Below are 19381 nucleotides of genomic sequence, written 5' to 3' on the forward strand. Positions count from 1 at the left end.
TTCTTGTCTGATGTGTTTTTGTAATGATTTTGGTTGGGAATATGTAATATTTATATTTAATATTGTAGCAAATCAATAATTAACTAACCAAAAAATCAGAAAAATGAAATTTAAAAAAGTACTATTTTTTTGTATTTCGGCTCTTCTGTTTTCCTTTATCGGACATGCCCAAAACTTAAGCATTACCGGTAAAGTTACTGACGAGACAGGTTTGCCGGTTCCGGGCACAACCGTGACAGTAAAAGGAACACAAACAGCGTCGATGACAGATATCGATGGTAATTACCAGATTTCCGCACCCTCTAACGGAACGTTGGTATTTTCGTTTATCGGTTACCAAACGCTTGAACAGGCTATTAATGGTAACGCAAGGCAGGACGCCAGGATAACGTCTTCGGCTGAAGCGCTCGAAGAAGTTGTCGTCGTGGGTTACGGCACGCAAAAGAAAAGTGTCGTTACCGGTGCGATTTCAAAAGTGCGCGCCCAGGATTTGGAAAACCAGCCTGTTACGCGCGTCGAGCAATCGTTGCAAGGTAGGACTTCCGGTGTGATCGTAGCTGCAAATGCCGGTCAACCAGGATCTGCTGCGACGGTAAGGGTTCGTGGTGTCACCACTCTAAATGACAACGATCCGTTGTATGTGGTCGACGGTATTCTTGTAGATGCTACAGCCGTTCAGTATCTTAACCAGTACGATATCGAATCGATGGAAGTTCTTAAAGACGCTTCCGCATCAATTTACGGTACGCGTGCCGCGGGTGGTGTTATCGTAATCACTACCAAAAAAGGTAAATCAGGGAAGTTGTCATTGAATTACAATGGGTTTGCCGGTTTTCAAAATGAGGCTCGCCGAGTAGGCGTGTTGAACGCGTCACAATATGCCACACTCAGAAATGAGGCGCATATCAACGGGGGCGGATCTCCAGGCGGACTGCCTTTTCCTGATCCTCAGTCTTATGGTAGAGGAACGGACTGGCAAGACCAGATTTTCCAAAATGCTTTCAGGGAATCACACGATTTGAGCATCAGCGGAGGAAACGATAAATCTAATTTCTACGCCTCGTTCAGCTTGATCGATCAGGAAGGTATTGTTATGCCGTCTATTTCGCGTTACCAGAGAAAAACGTTCCGTTTGAACTCTGACCACAAAATCACGAATTTCTTGCGCATCGGCCAAACGGCGACGTATACGAACGAGAAAAACATCGGTCTTGGAAACACGAACAGTGAATTCGGTGGGCCTTTGGCTTCTGCATTGAACCTTGACCCTATTACGCCGGTCTTGATGCCGAACCCGACTCCGGGCATGCCGTTTTACAACAACCCGCGTGCTGTCCGAAACGAGGACGGCATACTTTACGGAATTTCTCCTTATGTCTCTAACGAAATGTCGAACCCGTTGGCTTATGCTCAAACGCGCATGGGTAATTTCGGATGGGCCGACAATTTTTCAGGAAACATTTACGCCGAACTCGAACCGATCGCTGGTTTGAAATGGCGTACAACGGCGTCCGGAAAACTTGCTTATTACGGAAGCCAGGCGTTTACACCTGAGTATTTTCTTACGCCAATCTTGAGCGCTACCGAAAACAACTTCTACAGAGAAAAGAGATCGAACTTTTTCTGGAGTATCGAAAATACGTTGAGCTACGCAAGAGCTATAAAAGATCACAATATCAGCGTGCTCTTGGGTCAAGGATCTTACGTTTGGGAAGGTGAGGAAGGACAAGGTACCACATTCTTCAACCTGCCTATTACAAGATGGCAGGATGCATCCTTCAATTTCCCTGTGCCAATCGAGGACCAGACAACTTGGGCTGCGACGGGTCAGGACATTAAGTTGACATCTTTGTTCGCGAGGTTGAACTACGACTACAAGGAAAAATACCTATTGTCTGCTTTGATTCGCCGCGACGGTTCAACGAACTTCGGTGCTAACAATAAATTCGGAAACTTCCCGTCGATTTCTATTGGGTGGGTTCCAACCAAGGAAGGTTTTTGGCCTGAAAATGATTACGTGACACAATTGAAACTTCGTGCGAGTTACGGTGTTGCAGGAAACGATAGAGGTACCGAACCTTTCTCCTTTGCGTCTATAGTTGGAGGTGGGTTTAATTACACATATGGTCCTGGCGGATCTGTTGCAATCGGAAATACCATTCTTCGTCCAGCCAACCCGAATCTTAAGTGGGAAGAAACTACGAATCGCAACGTTGCCGTCGACCTGACTTTGATGAACAATCTTACCCTTACGGTTGACGTATTCAACAAAAAAACGACTGGTATCCTTAGAGCCCTACCGATTCCGGGATATGTTGGACTTGGCAACCCGCTAGCTAACCTCGGCGAAGTGGAAAACAAAGGAGTTGAATTTGAACTTGGCTACAGAAAATCTTTTGGGGATTTCAAGGTCGGAGTCAACGGAAACATTTCATTCTTAAAAAATAAGATCAACTCGATTGCGCCGGATGTAGATTTTTATGACGTTGCTAACGTCCAATCTTCAACTTACCAAATTTCGCGCAACCAAGTTGGAGAATCATTCGGATCGTTCTACGGTTTTGTGACGCAAGGTATCTTCCAGAACCAAGCTGAGATCGACGCGTATGTTGGTCCTGATGGTTCGCCAATCCAGCCAAATGCGGTTCCAGGTGATTTCCGTTGGAAGGATTTGAATAACGATGGTTCGATTGATGGTGATGACCGAAAAGTGATCGGGAAACCGCTTCCTGACTATACTTACGGTATAACGGTGAACTTTGAGTACAAAAACTTTGACCTAAGTATCTTCGGACAAGGTGTTGGAGGCAACCAGATCTACAACGGTTTGCGTCGTCTTGACCTTGGTAACGCCAACTGGCAGAACAATGCCCTTAACAGATGGACAGGTGAAGGAACTTCCAACTCTTACCCGCGTGTTTCCACAACGGATAACAACCGCAACTTCAGTAACCCGTCTACTTTTTATCTTGAAGATGGCGACTACTTCCGCATCAAAACGATACAATTGGGTTACAATCTGCCATCTGACCTGATCGGAAAAGCGGGATTGTCCAAAGTGAGATTGTACGTCATGAGCGAAAACCTTTTGACATTCACGAAATATACCGGATTCGATCCAGAAATTGGTGGAAACGTATTGGGTATCGACAGAGGGTATTATCCTCAGGCCCGCAGCATCTTGATGGGTGTCAATCTACAACTTTAAAAAATCTATGACTATGAAAACAAAAATGATCAGATGGTCTTTTGCGGCGACGGCGGTGTTTTTCCTGTCGGTAAGCTGTGGTGAAGACTTTGTTACAACCAAGCCGGACGGCCTCTTCTTCGAAGATAACTATTACAAGAATGAAACCCAGGCTTTTAGCGGACTGCTTGCAGTGTACGATGTCCTGCGCAAGAATTCCAACGGTTTCGAGAACATGATTACCATGTTCAACGCTGGTTCTGACGACTTTTACGCAGGTGGAGGTGGTGCAACGGATGGTACGGGAATCCAATCGTTCTCCAACTATACGATAGACGAGGCTACGATTCCGGGAAGCTACTGGAATGACTATTATGCAGGAATTGCTCGTGCCAACATCCTTATCGAGAAACTACCGGCAGCGGATTTCGGAAACAACGAGGCAGCCCGTACACGATTTTTGGCAGAGGCAAGAGCGCTTCGTGCGTACTACTACTTCCAATTGGTCACGATGTTCAAGAACATTCCCTTGATCACGACTCGCCTGGAAGCTTCGGAGCTATTTAATGTCCCACAAGCCGATCCTGCGGAGGTTTACGCTTTTATCGAAGCCGAAATGCTCGAATCTTTGGAAGATTTGCCTGTCATGCTTCCTGTTAGAGTTGGCGATGACTTGTACTCTCGTGAAGCGGGCCGACTAACCCAGGGAGCCGTTAAAGCACTTTTGGGGAAAGTTTATCTTTATCAGCAAAAATGGTCCCAGGCAGCTGCGCAATTGGCAGATGTAAACGGAACTCCTGGAGGCACAAGCATGTACGGTTACAAACTCGTCGATAATTTTGCCGACCTTTGGAGTGTTTCCAATAAATTCAACACAGAATCGATCCTGGAAGTCTACCACACCAACCAAAGTAACTCTTCATGGGGGAACTGGGGAAGCGGTTCAGACGAAGGAAACAGCGTGAACCAAATGGTAGGCCCACGCGGTTATTCTCGTCCAAGTGGTTCTACTGCTCCTGATTTCTGGCCTGGATGGGCATTCAACCCAGCTACACCTGGACTTGCAGCCGCAATGGCTGGCGATCCTCGTGCCGCTTCGACGCTTTTGGATATGAGCACAGTCGACGCGACTTATGCGCCAGCTTACATGGATACAGGTTTCTTCCTCAGAAAATTCATGCCGCTTAACGGCGAACGGACTACCGGAGGTGGAACAGCAGAGCTCAACTTCCAACAGGATACATACCTCGTCCGTTTGGCCGATACTTACCTTATGGAGGCAGAAGCCATCGTCAACGGTGGAGGCGACCTTACCCGTGCCCAACAATTGTTGGACGCAGTACGCGACCGCGTAGGTTTGGGATCTATCCCGGCTACGGAGCAGAACATCTTCAACGAGCGTCGTCTCGAGCTTGCCGGAGAAGGTTTCCGTTGGTTCGACATCGTTCGCACAGGAAGAGGTACGGCACTTTTGGGAAGCCGTGGTTTCCAGGCGAACAAGAACGAGGTTTTGCCTATTCCATTGCGCGAAAGACAAAACACTGTAATCGATCAAAACGAAGGTTATAACAACTAAAAAAAAGCATATCATGAATTTTAGAAATTTAGCTTATACAGCTTTGGTTGCGATGTCGGCTGCTTTTTGGTCGTGTACGCCAAATGACGACGCCGACGGAAACGGTATCGTTTCACCTGAACTCGACGCCTCCTTTACCATTACCCCGGTAGCCGGCAGCCCGAACCGCTTTTTGCTACAAGCAACCGGAAGCAACGACAATACGCTTGCACATTACTGGAACACGGGTTCAGGTAATGGCGGGAGCGGATTGGTAACTTCCAAGGAAATTTTCCTTCCGGACGCAGGAACCTATACCATTACGCACACGCAGGTCGGAATTGGCGGGGCACAATATACAAGCTCCCAGGAACTCGAAGTCGAGACATCTGACCCGGTTGCAGGAAACCTGATAAGAGGCGGAAAGTTTGAAACGGCGGAGGATATCGCCCAGTGGCAATTGTTTCCACAGTCAATCGCGGGTTCTGCATGGACGTTCGCTAACGGAGAAGCCACAATGACCGGAAGCATCAACTGGAATCACCAGCACTTGTATCAGGCGATTCAGGTAGAGGCCGGGCACACTTACAAATTCGATATGAAGGTAAAAGGCCTTGGCAACACCATGGATACCTACATGGAATGGTATGCCGGATATAATCCTCCGACTGGAAACGATTATAACGAAGGCGGACAAATCCTCGCGCTCAACACTTGGGCAGGATGTGCCATCGGTCCTTTCGAAGGCTTGCTTTCAGAAGTAGGCTGCGGAGGCGACACTTCAGAAGGCTTGAAAGTATTCCCTACCAGCGGAACCGTTTACGTCGTATTGCGTTCTGCAAGCGGATACGCATCGGCCACGCCATTTTCTATAACGATCGACAACGTAGAAGTTCGTCGCATCGATTAATTTTTTGTTTGGGTTAGTTTAAATAGCCTGTACTCTCTTTTGAATACAGGCTATTTTTTAACAGTTACGTCCCGGATCTTTTCGGACGCTATTCCACAGGCATTCCGCCACAACCAATTCCAGAAATGAAGAAATCTATCCTTATGCTGATGGTGTCAGCGTTGCCTTCTATTGCCTTTTCGCAACTCAATGGGAAGAAAGCGACTATCTATACGACAGCCGAAAACACCACAATGCGGCTCACCCGGTCTGGAGAAGTAACCTTTTCGGAAGCAAAACAACCATTGGAAACCGAAATATGTGTGTTCGTCTCGCCAAACAAGACCTTTCAGTCGATTTTGGGAATAGGAGGCGCGATCACAGACGCCAGCGCCGAAGTTTTCGCGACGCTTTCGGCCGGCAAGCAAAAAGAGTTCCTCGACGCTTACTACAGCGCCGATAAAGGCATCGGCTATTCGCTGATCAGAACCAATATCCACAGCTGTGATTTCAGCAGCGGAAGTTACACTTACATCAAAGAAGGCGATAAGGAACTAAAATCGTTCAACATCGACCACGATCGAAAATTCAGGTTGCCGTTACTCAAAAAGGCGCTCGCGACGGCCGGAATCGTACCGTTCTATGTGAGCCCGTGGAGCCCGCCGGCGTTCATGAAAGACAACAAAAATATGTTGCGCGGCGGCAAGTTGCTGCCCGAGTTCAGGCAAGCCTGGGCAAATTACTACGTAAAATACATCCAGGCGCTCGAAAAAGAAGGCATCCCGGTTTGGGGATTATCCGTCCAGAACGAGCCGATGGCTGTCCAAACCTGGGAATCGTGCATTTTCACGGCAGAAGAAGAACGAGACTTCCTCAAAAACCATCTCGGCCCTACGATCCAAAAGGAATTGGGCGACAAAAAAATTATCGTTTGGGATCACAATCGCGACCTGATGAACCAGCGCGCCAACGTGATCTTCGGCGATCCGGAAGCGTCAAAGTATGCTTGGGGAATGGGCTTTCACTGGTATGAAACCTGGACCGGCGGCAAACCGCTGTTTGAAAATGTGCAGAAGGTGGCTGAGGCCTACCCTGATAAAAAGCTCATTTTTACCGAAGGCTGCGTAGAGAAATTCGACGCCAAACAGTATCAGCATTGGCCAAATGGCGAGCGTTACGGCCAACAGATGATCCACGATTTCAACAACAGCACCGTGGCCTGGACAGATTGGAACATCCTGCTCGATGAGAAAGGCGGGCCGAACCACGTTGGCAATTTCTGTTTTGCACCTATCCACGTCGATACGAAGTCGGGCGAGATCATTTACACGCCTTCGTATTATTACATCGGACACTTCTCGAAATTCGTACGCCCCGAGGCCAAACGCGTCTCAACGGTCGTCAGCCGCAGCTCGCTCATCAGTACATCTTTCGTGAATAAGGACGGCAAAATGGTAACGGTGGTCATGAACCAAACCGACGAAAAAGTGACCTACAATTTGTTTGTGGACGCTTCGAAAACGATTGTCGAAATTCCGGCTCACGCCATCCAGACGGTCGTCTACTAAACATCAGCTAAAAATCAAAAAAAAAGACAACGACATGAAACGAATTTTAACCATGATGTTGCTCGCGCTTTCCGTGGCGGGTCATTCCCAATACATGCGCAGGGACGGGCAACAGATACTGGATCACAACGGCCAGCCGATCATCCTTAGAGGATTGGGCCTTGGCGGATGGATGGTTCAGGAAGGATACATGCTGCAGACCGACGCATTTGCCGGGCCCCAGCACAAGATCCGTGAAAAAATCACGCAACTCATCGGTACGGCAAATACTGAAACGTTTTACCAAGCGTATCGCGACAACGGAATCACCAAACGCGACATCGATTCACTCAAGGCATGGGGCTTCAACTCCGTGCGTTTGCCGATGCACTACAATCTTTACACCCTTCCGATCGAACAGGAATCCGGGGGCGGAAATACCTGGCTTGACGAAGGGTTTGAGCGGACCGACCAACTGTTGGAGTGGTGTGAGCAAAATCAGATGTACCTGATCCTCGACATGCACGCCACTCCGGGAGGTCAGGGCAAGGACGCGAACATCTCCGACTATGACGCTACGAAACCGTCGCTTTGGGAGAGTGAAGCCAACAGGACGAAACTTATCGCATTGTGGCGAAAGTTGGCCGACCGTTACAAAGATCGACAATGGATCGGAGGCTATGACCTGATCAACGAGCCCAACTGGTCGTTCACCCAAGGCGGGAACATCAACGGATGTACCGAGAATGCCAACACGCCGTTGCGCGATCTTTACATCCAACTTACCAATGCGATCCGCGAAGTGGACACCAACCACATGATTATCATCGAAGGGAATTGTTGGGGAAATAATTACAACGGCATTCTGTCTGCGACCAACCAACCCTGGGACAACAACATGGCGTTGAGTTTCCACAAATACTGGAACGCCAATACCCAAGGCGCCATCCAGGGAATGCTCAATTTGAGGACGACTTATAATTTGCCGATCTGGCTTGGGGAAACCGGAGAGAATTCAAACGTCTGGTTCAAAGACGCGATTTCGCTCTGTGAGTCCAACAACATCGGTTGGGCATGGTGGCCGATGAAAAAAATCGACAATATTTCCGGCCCGGCATCGGTAACCAAAACCGCTGAATACCAAACCTTGCTCAATTATTGGCAAAACGGCGGCAATGCACCGTCCCAGACATTTGCGTTCAATGCGCTGATGCAGATCGCCGAAAATTACAAAATGGAAAACGTGACGTTGCGACCTGATGTGATCGACGCCATGTTCCGCCAGGTGCAAACTACGGAAACCAAGAAGTACAAAGATCACCCGATTCCCGGAAAAGTTTTCGCCACCGAATTCGACATGGGGCACAACGGCGTGGCTTATTTTGACAAAGTTGTCGCAAACTACCGAACCGATACCGGAACTTTCGAGGCCTGGAACAACGGTTGGAGCATGCGCAACGACGGAGTCGACATACAGCCTTCTACCGATGCGGTCAACAACGGCTTCCAGATCGGTTGGACAGAAGACAACGAGTGGCTGACCTATTCGCTGACAGCTCCGTCGCTGACGGCTTACGATATCGACATTCGCTACAGCGGAAGCGGGAAAATCCATTTCGAGGATACCGACGGAAACATTTCCGAATCGATAATCCTACCCAATTCAGGCGGATTCACGACATTCCAAACCATTACCGTAACCGACATCTTGTTGCAGGCAGGCCTCAATAAGGTAAAACTGTATATCGAAACAGGTGGCTTCAACCTGAACTGGTTCGAGCTCAAAAATCCTCACGCTTCGTCTGCCGCTATGTTTAAAGTCATCGATGCTTCAACCTCCGCACTTGGAAACAAAGTCAATGTCGTTTTCAACAAGCAGATCCAAACGGGCATCAACTTTAGCCAAAGCGCCTTTACACTTAAGGTCAACGGTACTGCGGTTCCGGCGACGGTTGCTTATTCGACCGAGGACAACCGCACACTCGTTTTCACGCCGTCAACGCCTATCAATCCCGGAAATTCGGTAACGCTCAGCTATGCCGGAGGCAATCTTTTGGCTTCGGATGCGACCGCTCACGCCGCATTTACCGACAAGCCCGTGACCAACCGCGTCGGCAGTATCCTTGGGATTTCGGGCACCGTCCAAGCGGAGAATTTTTACTCCAATAACGGCTTGCAACTCGAAAACAGCAACGATATCGGTGGCGGACAGAACATCGCATACACCGATGCCGGTGATTCACTTCAATATCTTGTAAACGTACAAACTACAGGAAACTACAAAATCGAGTGGCGCACCTCGGGCGAAAGCCAGGTAGGATCGGCCCAGATCCAGATGATAGGGGAGACGACCCAGGATATCCAAACCGTAAATTTCCCGGCCACAGGAGGTTGGCAAACCTGGCAAACGGTGGAATCTTTCGGCACGCTGACCGCCGGTCGATACATCATGAAAGTGAACATTCTAAGTCCCGGCTTCAACCTGAACTGGATCCGTTTTTCGTATCAGGTTCCCGATGACGACGGAGATGGAGTCGGAAATGCTTCTGATAACTGTCCGAATACACCTTCGGGCGATGTCGTCGATTTTAGCGGTTGTACGATGTTTACCCTTCCGACAAACAATTTTTCCGTGAGCACGAGCTCGGAAACGTGCCGCAGTTCCAATAACGGAGCGATTTCAATTTCTGCGGTGGCCAACCACAACTACGTGGCGACACTTACGGGGAACGGCGTCAACCTCTCGATGGCGTTCAACAGCGCGGCTTCTTTCCCGAACCTCAATGCGGGTGTTTACCAGTTGTGCATTGCGATACCGTCCTCTCCATCGTTTCAGCAATGTTACAATGTTGTGGTAACGGAACCGGAAGATTTGGGTGTTTTCTCTCGCGTCGACGAGCGTGCTTTCCGATTGGAACTCGATCTCGAAGGCAGCGAAACCTATCGCATCGAACTCAATGGAATCCAATATATGACCGATCAGCATTCGATCGTACTCGATCTCGAAGCGGGTAGAAACGAACTGTTGGTCAAGACCGATCGCGAATGCCAGGGCGTACATCGCCAAACGATCGTGATGAACGACATAATGTCGGTTTACCCGAACCCGGCGCGACAGGAGCTCGTCAATGTTTTACTTCCGTCCGCAAAAGCAGGGAATGTGACGCTTGAAGTCTATTCGATGATTGGTAAAAAAGTAGCATCCTACCAATTGCCTGCCCAGGAACGTACCGTCAGTTTTGACGCGTCCGCATTCGCATCGGGAACATATTTGCTCAAAGTCGTGAGCCCAACGGGAACCTATAATACCAAATTCGTAAAACTATGAAAAATATAATTTCAGTTTTAGCCATAGCCTTGCTGGCCTTTTCATGCGGCGACAGCGACGAAGGTGGCGGTGGCGGCAATCCGTCCCAGGCCGCATTGATCGCGCCGATAGACAATTCGGAATGTTTGACCGGAACGCCGGTTTCGGCAACGCAGTCTTCGGTAACGTTCGAATGGAATCCTTCGGAAAACACCGACAGCTATTTCCTTTACGTAAAGAATCTTGCCACGGGAACCTCGTCCCAGTTCAATGCCGGGACTTCGCTTACCTACCAGGTTACGCTTCAAAAAGGCACGCCGTATTCGTGGTACGTAAGTTCGCGAAAGGAAGGGCGCACATCTGTAGCAAGCCCTACCTGGAAGTTTTATAACGCTGCCGAGAGCGTGACCAATTACGCGCCTTTTCCTGCGGAGGTCATCCATCCGCAGATGAGCACGACTTATGCGGGAGCCACCGTCGACTTGCAATGGTCGGCAGATGATCTCGAAGACGATATTGAAAACTACCAGGTGTATTTCGGGACGGCACAGAATCCTACGACTTTGTTGTCTACCGTTACCCAGCCGCAGCTTCCCAACGTCGCCGTGGCTTCAGGCAATAATTACTATTGGAAAGTAGTGACTGTCGATGCCCAGGGCAACAGTTCGACGTCGCAAACCTTCCAATTCAGAGTACAGTAAATTCGTTTTAAGTTAGATTTGTCAGGAAACTCCCCTTGTGGGAGTTTTTTTTTGCGTTGAGACGGCTGAGGGCAACACACCGTTTGTGTTGCAATTCCTTTTTCAGATGTTTTGTTTGCGTACTTTTGCCGCCTGATCTTCCCAAATTTTGTGAAAGTGCACCTACGCGATTACCGCCATGAAGAAAGTACTCAACCTTTTCGATTTTTCCCAGAAAGTTAATTACAAAAACGAAGTCCTCGCCGGGTTTACCGTGGCCATGACGATGATACCCGAGTCGTTGTCGTTCGCCATCCTTGCAGGCCTGCCACCGTTGACCGGGCTCTATGCGGCCATCATTGCGGGTTTCGTGACCTCTGTTTTTGGCGGACGGCCGGGCATGATATCGGGCGGGGCGGGAGCGACTGTAATTGTCCTGATCGCACTGATGCGTTCCCACGGGATCGAATACGTATTTGCAGCCGTGGCGTTGGCGGGCGTAATCCAGATTTTAGTCGGGCTTTTCAAATGGGCCAAATTCATCAGGCTTGTGCCTCAGTCGGTAATGTACGGTTTTGTAAACGGGTTGGCCATCGTCATTTTCATGTCCCAGGTCGGGCAATTCAAAACCTCGTTCGATGGACAGACGCAATGGCTTGTGGGCGAATCCCTTTACACCATGCTCGGGTTGGTCGGCCTTACTATTGGTATCGTGATCGGTTTCCCGAAAATATCCAAAGCGCTACCGCCTTCACTCGTCGCGATTGTGGTGGTTTTCGCCCTCGTTTCGGCTTTCGGCCTTGATACGAAAACCGTGTCGGACATCGCCTCGGTCGAAGGCGGGCTGCCACCGTTCCACATTCCTGCAGTTTCGTTGGATCTCGAGGTTTTAAAGGTCATCCTGCCATATGCGGTCATCGTGGCCGCCGTCGGTTTGACAGAAGGCTTGCTTACGCTGAACCTCGTCGACGAGATCACCGGCACTAAGGGGAACGGCAACCGCGAATGCATCGCCCAGGGCGGTTCCAACATCGCCAACGGATTTTTTTTCGGGATGGGCGGCTGCCCGATGATCGCCCAGACATTGGTCAACCTTTCCTCTGGGTCGCGGGCGAGATTGTCCGGCATCGTGGCTTCGGTTACCATTTTGCTCATCGTCCTTTTCGGAGCCCCTGTCATCGGGAGATTGCCGATGGCGGCCTTGGTCGGTGTAATGGTGATGGTGGCCGTGGAAACCTTTGAATGGGCCAGCTTGCGCATCATCGGCAAAATGCCAAAATCGGACATATTGATCGGAATTTTGGTCGCGGCCATTACCGTTTTGCTACACAATCTTGCGTTGGCGGTATTGGCGGGCGTAATCATTTCGGCTTTGGTATTTGCCTGGGAAAGTGCCAAACGCATACGGGCGCGTGTACATATCGGCGAAAACGGCGTCAAACATTACGAGATCTTCGGCCCGTTGTTTTTTGGATCGGCTATGACGTTCGCCGAAAAGTTCAATGCCGGGACGGATCCTTCACACATCGTAATCGATTTCCGACAAAGCCGACTGGCCGACATGTCTGCGATAGAAGCGGTAAACGGTGTCTCACGAAAGTACCGCGAAATGGGTAAGATCGTCGAGCTCCGTCACCTGAGCCCCGATTGTCGCCGATTGCTCGAAAATGCGCAGGCAGTCATCGATGTGAATATCGCCGAAGACCCGGGTTATCGCGTCGCGGTAGAAAAATAATCGTCTTTTTGGCGCCATTCCTGTCGGATTAATCCTGTATTAATCCGTAATTTTGGGCACTCACACACCTACACTAATACGACTATGGCATCAGGTTTTTTCGCAATTTTAGATGATATCGCAGCATTGATGGACGACGTGGCGGTGACCGCAAAGGTGGCGACACGCAAAACTGCCGGCATCCTCGGAGATGATTTGGCTGTCAACGCCGAAAAGGCGACCGGTTTCCTGTCATCGCGCGAGTTGCCCGTGCTGTGGGCCATTACCAAAGGTTCTTTTATCAACAAAGTAATCATTGTGCCGATCGCGTTGTTGCTGAACGCGTTTTTTCCTATTGCGATAAATGTGATCCTGATTTTGGGCGGATTGTTCCTTGCCTATGAAGGGGCGGAAAAAATCGTGGAGTTTTTGTTCCACAGGAAAAAGACGGGGCATGAGGTCGTCGAAGAAATCAAGGATGACCGCCAGGCCGAGAAAGCGAAGATCAAATCGGCTGTGATGACCGACTTTATATTATCTGTAGAAATCGTGATCATCGCCTTGGGCAGCGTGCTTGACCAAGACCAAACGCTGCAGATCGCTACCGTCTCCATCGTGGCTATTCTCGCGACAGTTGGCGTTTACGGAATCGTAGCTTTGATAGTCCGTATGGACGATGCTGGTTTCGGGTTGATGAAGCGCTCGCCGGAAAAAGGATTTTTGTATGCAGTGGGGAACGTACTGGTAAAGTCGCTTCCTATCCTCATCAAGTTTCTGGCCGTTGTCGGAACGATCGCGCTTTTGCTCGTCGCCGGCGGAATTTTCGTGCACAACATCGATTTCCTTCACCATATTTTGCCTGGAGTTCCCGCGATTCTCGTCGAATTTGGAGTCGGGCTGTTGGCAGGCCTGATCGTAGTGGGGATCGTCCTTTCTGCGAAGGCATTGTTCGGAAAAGGCAAAAAACACTGATTCTATTTTTGCAACTTCAGCTCAATTGGAACGTATTCCGTTGATTGCTTCCTCGAGCAGTTTGTTGAACGCATCGGGCTTTTCCAGCATCGGATAATGACCGGTAGGACCGATTTCAAGCAACGTTATTTTCTTGCCGTATTGACGCAACGCCGCCATATCGGTTGCGGAGTAGGAACTGTTTACGAGCCACAACGGTTTGTCGAGCATGGATAGCTTTTCCGCAAATGGGTAACCGTCGAGGTTTTCGAGACAATCGATGGCGATATCAGGCTCTGATGAGAGGATATCGTTCGAAACTCTTTGTCGTACTGCCTTGCTCGTCGAAGGCGAAAACAGGCCGTTGATTTCTGCTGAGACTACATTTTTGAAGTTGGAGCGGGCGCTGTCATAAAAAACAGCCCATTCTTTTTTCATGTCTGCCGTTATCAAACCTACATTTTTTAGATTGTCGACGCCGACTATTCCTAAGATCCTCGTCGGATTTTGCAACGCTGTTTCCACGACTATGGAGCCGCTCATCGAATGGCCGATTAAGATGACGTTCGTCAAGTCCAGACTTTCAAAAACGGCAGTCACATCGCGGCTATAATCTTCGACGGTCCAGGTTTCGCGGTTCTTCCCTGATTTTCCGAAACCGGGAAGATCGATCGTGACGACTCTGTACTTTTTTTGGAAATGAGGAATTTGCTGTTCCCAATAGGTTTTGTTCGTGCCCCATCCGTGGAGGAACACTAACACGGTATCGCCTGTTTTCGTATCCGTGTAATCGATGTTTACGCCTTTGTTTTCAATCTTCATTTTTGCGGGGCCGATGGTTTTTTTGCTGCGGCTATCACTACACGACGCCACTGTCATGAAAATACAGGTCAGGAGCAATAGGACTGGTCTCATACAAGTTTGGCTTTGTCGCGCGTGCCGAACGTGAATTTACGGATTTCGTCATACGACCTAAAGAAATAATGAAAAATGTGTCAATTTTTCGACTGCATTAATCGTGACACCAGCATGGCCGGGCTTATTGAGCGTTACGAGCGCTTTTTTCGGATCACTACCGAAAGGGAAAAAACTTTGGCGTGAACAGTGTTCGTCTTTCTAAGTATTAATGCTAATCGAAACGTTTTAAAATGAGCGATCGCAGACGTTTTTCATGTTCGTCTCCCCAATTTCCGATAACTGAAATTACAGGAATTAGTGTTTTTCCGAAATCCGTCAGGCTATATTCGACTTTAGGAGGCACAACTGGGTAGATAATTTTTGAAACAAGTTCGTGTTCCTCCAGCTCCTTCAGTTGAATATTCAAAACCCTGCGCGAAGCATCCGGTATTTTACGCTGCAATTCACTCGGCCTTTTATGGCCTTCATTAATAAACCAAAGCAAACGTATCTTCCATTTGCCATAAAGTACTTCACCTATCAGGTCAAGCCCGCAGTTTAAGTTAGGTATTATCTTTCTCTCATACATATTACAAAAGTAAGCCTATGTTCCTAAATGTGCGATAGGGGAATAATTTATCCCTATCTGAATCGTAACTCCGTACTTGTGAGGACGTAACATACTTTAGAAATTTGTACAATAGAATTTAAAGACATCATATCATGGATTATCAAAATGAATTATCGGGGAAGATCGCATTGGTGACAGGAGGCACGAAGGGAACCGGAAGAGCAATTGCAGAAAGATTGCTGCAGGCGGGCGCGACGGGAATTATCACCGCGAGAAACGCCCCGGAAGAAGAGAACAGCAAACTGCATTTTATTCCATCCGACTTGAGTAAGGCAGAAGGAACGCAAAAAGTTGTAAGCGAAGTACTGTCGGCTTACGGAAGGCTTGACATTCTGGTAAACAATCTCGGTTCTTCATCGACGCCTGCCGGCGGTTTTGCTGCGTTATCTGATGAAAATTGGGAATCGACCCTACAGGCCAATTTGCTTGCCCCGGTCCGGCTTGACAGGGGATTTTTACCTCAGATGTTAGAGAGAAAGGACGGCGTTATCATCCATATAGCTTCTATCCAGGGAATATTGCCATTGTATGATTCCACGTTGCCTTATGCGGCTGCAAAAGCGGGATTGAGAAATTACAGCAAAAGTTTGTCTAACGAAGTTACGCCTAAAGGTGTTCGGGTGCTGACTGTTTCTCCGGGATGGATCAACACTGAAGCATCGAAAGCTTTTTTGTCAGAAATCGCAAGAAACGCCAATGGCACTGTTGAAGAAGCGCGCAAAAGTGTGATGGACGCATTGGGAGGAATTCCATTTGGCAGGCCTGCTGAGCCACAAGAAGTAGCTGAATTGGTTGGTTTTCTTGTATCGCCGAGAGCCAATTATTTATCAGGAACTGAATATGTAATCGATGGCGGCACCGTACCGACAATTTAATAACCTCTAAAGTTGATAACAATGAACTTACCAAAAGTAATAACAGACCTGATTAAAGCACAGAACGAATTTGATGCGGTGGCCTATGCCAACTTGTTCTCAGAAACCGCCGAAGTGTTCGACGAAGGTAAAACGCATAAGGGAAGACCCGAAATCGAGCGTTGGATCGACCATTCAAACAAGAACTATCAATCAACGATGAAACCATTGGGATATACCGAAAACGGTACGACAAGCATCTTAACAGCGGAGTGTTCGGGAGCATTTCCAGGAAGCCCTATCACGCTAAACTTTCATTTTGATATCATCGATGGGCAAGTTCAGCAGTTGAAAGTAACAGATTACACAAAGTTCCAATGACTTTATTTGTCGTCTTTGGGCGATGAGAGACTACCTGCGTTGCGCCACGGTAATGTCCATCGGAAGGCAGACAAAAAAAACGCTAAAAAGGCTTTCACTTTTATTTGGCGGAGCCCGCTTCCAAAAGCTGAAAAAACATTTGTCCCACCCGTGGCAAATAAAAAAAGCAAGACATCTGTCTTGCTTTTTTGTGGGCGATGAGGGGTTCGAACCCCCGACCCCCTCGGTGTAAACGAGGTGCTCTGAACCAGCTGAGCTAATCGCCCTGTTGTTTTCGCTTTCAGTATTGTTCCTGATTGCGAGTGCAAATATAGGACGCTTTTTGGTATTTGCAAGCGAAACAGGAAAAAAAATTACAAAATTTCTGCGACGACAAACGTGCTTCCGCCCACGTAGATCAGGTCGCCGGAGCAAGCTTTTCGTTTGGCAGCGGCGTAAGCTTTTGGCACAGAATCGAATGCATTTCCGTTTAGTCCGAAAGACGCGGCTTCAGACTGCAAAGTGTTTTGATCTAATCCGCGTGGAATGTTCGGCTTGCAAAAGTAGTAATGCGCGTCTTTTGGGAAAAGGGGAAGGATTTCAGATAATTCCTTATCGTTTACAACGCCCAAAACGATGTGCAGTATTTCGAATTTTAGTCGTTCGAGCTGATTTATTACAATTTCAAGACCATGTTTATTGTGGGCGGTATCGCAAATGATCGTCGGATTCTCGCCAAGTTTCTGCCAGCGCCCCAAAAGTCCCGTGTTTTTTACGACGTTGAGAAACCCGGTGGTCACGACCGCATCTGAAATAACGAAACGTCCTTGCTCGCGCACGATTCGCAACGTCGCCAACGCGGTTTTTTTATTGTGGAATTGGTAATCGCCAACGAGGTCGGAAGGCAAATCTTTCGCAATGACTTCCGATGCGAAAACGATGGAAGCCTCCATTTTAATCGCCGTTTCTTCGAAGATGTCCTTCGTCTGCGGAAGCGTTTCGCCTATGACTACCGGAACGCCGCGTTTGATGATGCCCGCTTTTTCAAATGCGATCGATTCCAAAGTATTGCCCAAAAACTGGACGTGGTCGAATCCGATATTGGTAATGACCGAAACCAACGGTGTCACGATGTTCGTCGAATCGAGCCGGCCGCCGAGCCCGGTTTCTATGATTGCGATATCGACGTTTTCCGCAACGAAATAGTCGAACGCCAATCCGACCGACATTTCGAAAAAACTCAGGTTATTCGCCTCAAAAAGCGCTTTGTGTTTTGCAACGAAGGCAACGATATGATCTTCTGGAATCTCTTGCCCGTCAATCTTGATGCGCTCGCGATAATCCTTTAAATGGGGCGATGTAAAAAGCCCGGTTTTGTAGCCCGCTTGCTGGAAAACAGAGGCGAGCAGGTGAGAAGTGGAACCTTTCCCGTTAGTTCCCGCGACGTGAATGCACGCGAGTTTCCTTTCGGGATTGCCGAGGTAATCTGCTAAAAGATGGGTATTGTCGAGATTTTTCCGGAAGGCCGAAGCACCTTGTGTCTGATACATCGGCAGCTGGTTGAACATCCAGTCGACCGTTTCTGAATAGGTCATAAATTGGTGGCGGTATTTACGAAAACGCGGAATTCAAAGAGTGGGGAAAATTGATTTTTTTTTCGGCGACGCAGATGATCGCTACTATAAGCCGCAAATTCGCGAACCCGCAGCCAACTAAGCGATGAATAAAAAAAGACGGAAAATTAATCCGTCAGTTTGAAGTTGTACACGATTTTTCCCACTTGGGTTTCCGGAGCATCACTGTCGATTTCCCATTTGGTGTCGAGTGCGGCGCGTTCGGCCTGGTCGGCCAGACATTTTGCGCGATTGGTCGTCCCTCGGTCGCCCGCCTCCGCTCTTATCACTTTCCCGTTTCGGTCGACATAAATCTTAACGGCGACAGTGCCCTCTTCATTACAAAGGTATTTTGGAGGTGGCTTGCTCAATGCCTTCCTATTGCCGAGCGAATAATTTCCCGGACCGGTTCCGCTTCCGCGACCACTCCCGCTTCCGCCTCCGTAACCGGAACCCGAACCAATGCCTTCTCCCGTCCCGTTGCCTCCGCCTTTGCCACCACCGGATCCACCGCCGCCATTGTAGCCGCGGGCATACGGATCTCCGTCGGATTTTCCTTTGTTGCCGGCGCGGTTGTCGTCTCCGTCGCCGCCTTTGCTCGATCCGTTCAAAAGATCGGAAAGCGCGTCGGTAGTAGACTTGGACGGTTTTGGAGCAGGTTTTTCGACTGGCTTGAGCGGTTCTTCGGTCTTCTTCGGTTTTTCGGATGTCTTGCGGTTTTCGATAACGGCAGGTGCGTCGTCAAGGTCGCTGGCCAGAATTTCGTTCGAGGAAGCTTTCGGTTGAGGCGTCGCTTTTGCGGTTTGCTTGACCGGTTCGATATTCTTGAAATTGTCGCCCATTCCATAATCGCTATCGCCAAAGTTGACGGCTACGTCTCCGCCACCGCCACCGCCTTCTTCCATGAGTTCAGGATTCAGGATCATGGTGTCGGTAAACTTGATGAAAGCCAATAGCAGGAACACGAGCACAAAAACGGCTGCGGTAATCCCGAGCGATTTTTTCTGGTTGTCTGTCATATGGAATGCCATAGCGTTTTTCTTGGTTTTATAACGAAAATAGCGATAATAAATTGTTTTAGGCTTTTTAATTGTTAATTGATTATTTGAAATTCAAAGGTCAAAGTTTGGGTTGTTTGAAGTTCGAAGTCTAAATTGTTAAAAGTTTAAAACTGAAAATCTCAATCATTAATCCAG

14 protein-coding genes and 1 tRNA gene are annotated in these 19381 nt (G+C 48.6%); 10 read left to right on the plus strand and 5 right to left on the minus strand.

Features of this window, described 5'->3' with window-relative positions:
* Positions 1-103: 103 nt before the first annotated feature.
* The 8 genes from HC229_RS14125 to HC229_RS14160 all read left to right on the plus strand — a co-directional run bounded on the left by HC229_RS14125 (position 104) and on the right by HC229_RS14160 (position 13851).
* The gene (locus tag HC229_RS14125; protein ID WP_191021151.1) at positions 104-3208 is read left to right on the plus strand and encodes a SusC/RagA family TonB-linked outer membrane protein; all 3105 of its coding nucleotides are present in this window, start codon (positions 104-106) and stop codon (positions 3206-3208) included.
* A gap of 13 nt (positions 3209-3221) precedes the next feature.
* Entirely contained in the window at positions 3222-4763 is a 1542-nt protein-coding gene (locus HC229_RS14130; protein WP_191021152.1) for a RagB/SusD family nutrient uptake outer membrane protein, read from the plus strand.
* Between the two features lie 13 nt (positions 4764-4776).
* Complete coding sequence (locus HC229_RS14135; RefSeq protein ID WP_191021153.1) at positions 4777-5652, plus strand: hypothetical protein; 876 nt, start codon at positions 4777-4779, stop codon at positions 5650-5652.
* A 143-nt stretch (positions 5653-5795) separates the two neighbouring features.
* Complete coding sequence (locus HC229_RS14140; protein WP_408610279.1) at positions 5796-7199, plus strand: glycoside hydrolase family 30 protein; 1404 nt, start codon at positions 5796-5798, stop codon at positions 7197-7199.
* 34 nt (positions 7200-7233) lie between these two features.
* On the plus strand, positions 7234-10506 hold the full coding sequence (locus tag HC229_RS14145) for a cellulase family glycosylhydrolase (RefSeq protein ID WP_191021155.1): 3273 nt from the start codon (positions 7234-7236) through the stop codon (positions 10504-10506).
* Complete coding sequence (locus HC229_RS14150; protein WP_191021156.1) at positions 10503-11186, plus strand: fibronectin type III domain-containing protein; 684 nt, start codon at positions 10503-10505, stop codon at positions 11184-11186. Before HC229_RS14145 ends, HC229_RS14150 begins: the two co-directional genes overlap by 4 nt.
* A gap of 178 nt (positions 11187-11364) precedes the next feature.
* Positions 11365-12900 carry a SulP family inorganic anion transporter gene (locus HC229_RS14155; protein WP_191021157.1) on the plus strand — a complete coding sequence of 512 codons (1536 nt, stop codon included), beginning with the start codon at positions 11365-11367 and terminating at the stop codon, positions 12898-12900.
* An 84-nt stretch (positions 12901-12984) separates the two neighbouring features.
* Entirely contained in the window at positions 12985-13851 is an 867-nt protein-coding gene (locus HC229_RS14160) for a DUF808 domain-containing protein (RefSeq protein WP_191021158.1), read from the plus strand.
* Between the two features lie 21 nt (positions 13852-13872).
* Here the strand turns inward: HC229_RS14160 and HC229_RS14165 are convergent, their stop codons facing one another.
* Together HC229_RS14165 and HC229_RS14170 are read right to left on the minus strand one after the other, a co-directional pair.
* On the minus strand, positions 13873-14745 hold the full coding sequence (locus tag HC229_RS14165) for an alpha/beta fold hydrolase (RefSeq protein WP_191021159.1): 873 nt from the start codon (positions 14743-14745) through the stop codon (positions 13873-13875).
* A gap of 214 nt (positions 14746-14959) precedes the next feature.
* Positions 14960-15316, minus strand: a complete 357-nt coding sequence (locus HC229_RS14170) for a winged helix-turn-helix transcriptional regulator (RefSeq protein WP_191021160.1) — start codon at positions 15314-15316, stop codon at positions 14960-14962.
* Between the two features lie 134 nt (positions 15317-15450).
* On the opposite strand from HC229_RS14170, the gene HC229_RS14175 reads away from it, so the two are divergent.
* Together HC229_RS14175 and HC229_RS14180 are read left to right on the plus strand one after the other, a co-directional pair.
* The gene (locus tag HC229_RS14175; RefSeq protein ID WP_191021161.1) at positions 15451-16233 is read left to right on the plus strand and encodes an SDR family oxidoreductase; all 783 of its coding nucleotides are present in this window, start codon (positions 15451-15453) and stop codon (positions 16231-16233) included.
* A 21-nt stretch (positions 16234-16254) separates the two neighbouring features.
* Positions 16255-16593, plus strand: a complete 339-nt coding sequence (locus HC229_RS14180; protein WP_191021162.1) for a nuclear transport factor 2 family protein — start codon at positions 16255-16257, stop codon at positions 16591-16593.
* 191 nt (positions 16594-16784) lie between these two features.
* Here the strand turns inward: HC229_RS14180 and HC229_RS14185 are convergent.
* The 3 genes from HC229_RS14185 to HC229_RS14195 form a co-directional block, all read right to left on the minus strand.
* A tRNA-Val gene (locus HC229_RS14185) sits at positions 16785-16859 on the minus strand.
* Between the two features lie 87 nt (positions 16860-16946).
* Positions 16947-18167, minus strand: a complete 1221-nt coding sequence (locus HC229_RS14190; protein WP_191021163.1) for a bifunctional folylpolyglutamate synthase/dihydrofolate synthase — start codon at positions 18165-18167, stop codon at positions 16947-16949.
* Between the two features lie 146 nt (positions 18168-18313).
* Positions 18314-19216 carry an energy transducer TonB gene (locus HC229_RS14195; protein WP_191021164.1) on the minus strand — a complete coding sequence of 301 codons (903 nt, stop codon included), beginning with the start codon at positions 19214-19216 and terminating at the stop codon, positions 18314-18316.
* Between the last annotated feature and the right edge of the window lie 165 nt (positions 19217-19381).

The sequence above is a fragment of the Flavobacterium selenitireducens genome (assembly GCF_014748335.1).
Taxonomy (GTDB): Bacteria; Bacteroidota; Bacteroidia; order Flavobacteriales; family Flavobacteriaceae; genus Flavobacterium; species Flavobacterium selenitireducens.

Coding starts and splice junctions, on each gene's coding strand:
- HC229_RS14160 (WP_191021158.1), top strand. CDS start 12,985: ATGGCATCAGGTTTTTTCGCAATTTTAGATGATATCGCAGCATTGATG.
- HC229_RS14170 (WP_191021160.1), bottom strand. CDS start 15,316: ATGTATGAGAGAAAGATAATACCTAACTTAAACTGCGGGCTTGACCTG.
- HC229_RS14130 (WP_191021152.1), top strand. CDS start 3,222: ATGAAAACAAAAATGATCAGATGGTCTTTTGCGGCGACGGCGGTGTTT.
- HC229_RS14190 (WP_191021163.1), bottom strand. CDS start 18,167: ATGACCTATTCAGAAACGGTCGACTGGATGTTCAACCAGCTGCCGATG.
- HC229_RS14135 (WP_191021153.1), top strand. CDS start 4,777: ATGAATTTTAGAAATTTAGCTTATACAGCTTTGGTTGCGATGTCGGCT.
- HC229_RS14155 (WP_191021157.1), top strand. CDS start 11,365: ATGAAGAAAGTACTCAACCTTTTCGATTTTTCCCAGAAAGTTAATTAC.
- HC229_RS14145 (WP_191021155.1), top strand. CDS start 7,234: ATGAAACGAATTTTAACCATGATGTTGCTCGCGCTTTCCGTGGCGGGT.
- HC229_RS14195 (WP_191021164.1), bottom strand. CDS start 19,216: ATGGCATTCCATATGACAGACAACCAGAAAAAATCGCTCGGGATTACC.
- HC229_RS14180 (WP_191021162.1), top strand. CDS start 16,255: ATGAACTTACCAAAAGTAATAACAGACCTGATTAAAGCACAGAACGAA.
- HC229_RS14165 (WP_191021159.1), bottom strand. CDS start 14,745: ATGAGACCAGTCCTATTGCTCCTGACCTGTATTTTCATGACAGTGGCG.
- HC229_RS14125 (WP_191021151.1), top strand. CDS start 104: ATGAAATTTAAAAAAGTACTATTTTTTTGTATTTCGGCTCTTCTGTTT.
- HC229_RS14150 (WP_191021156.1), top strand. CDS start 10,503: ATGAAAAATATAATTTCAGTTTTAGCCATAGCCTTGCTGGCCTTTTCA.
- HC229_RS14140 (WP_408610279.1), top strand. CDS start 5,796: ATGCTGATGGTGTCAGCGTTGCCTTCTATTGCCTTTTCGCAACTCAAT.
- HC229_RS14175 (WP_191021161.1), top strand. CDS start 15,451: ATGGATTATCAAAATGAATTATCGGGGAAGATCGCATTGGTGACAGGA.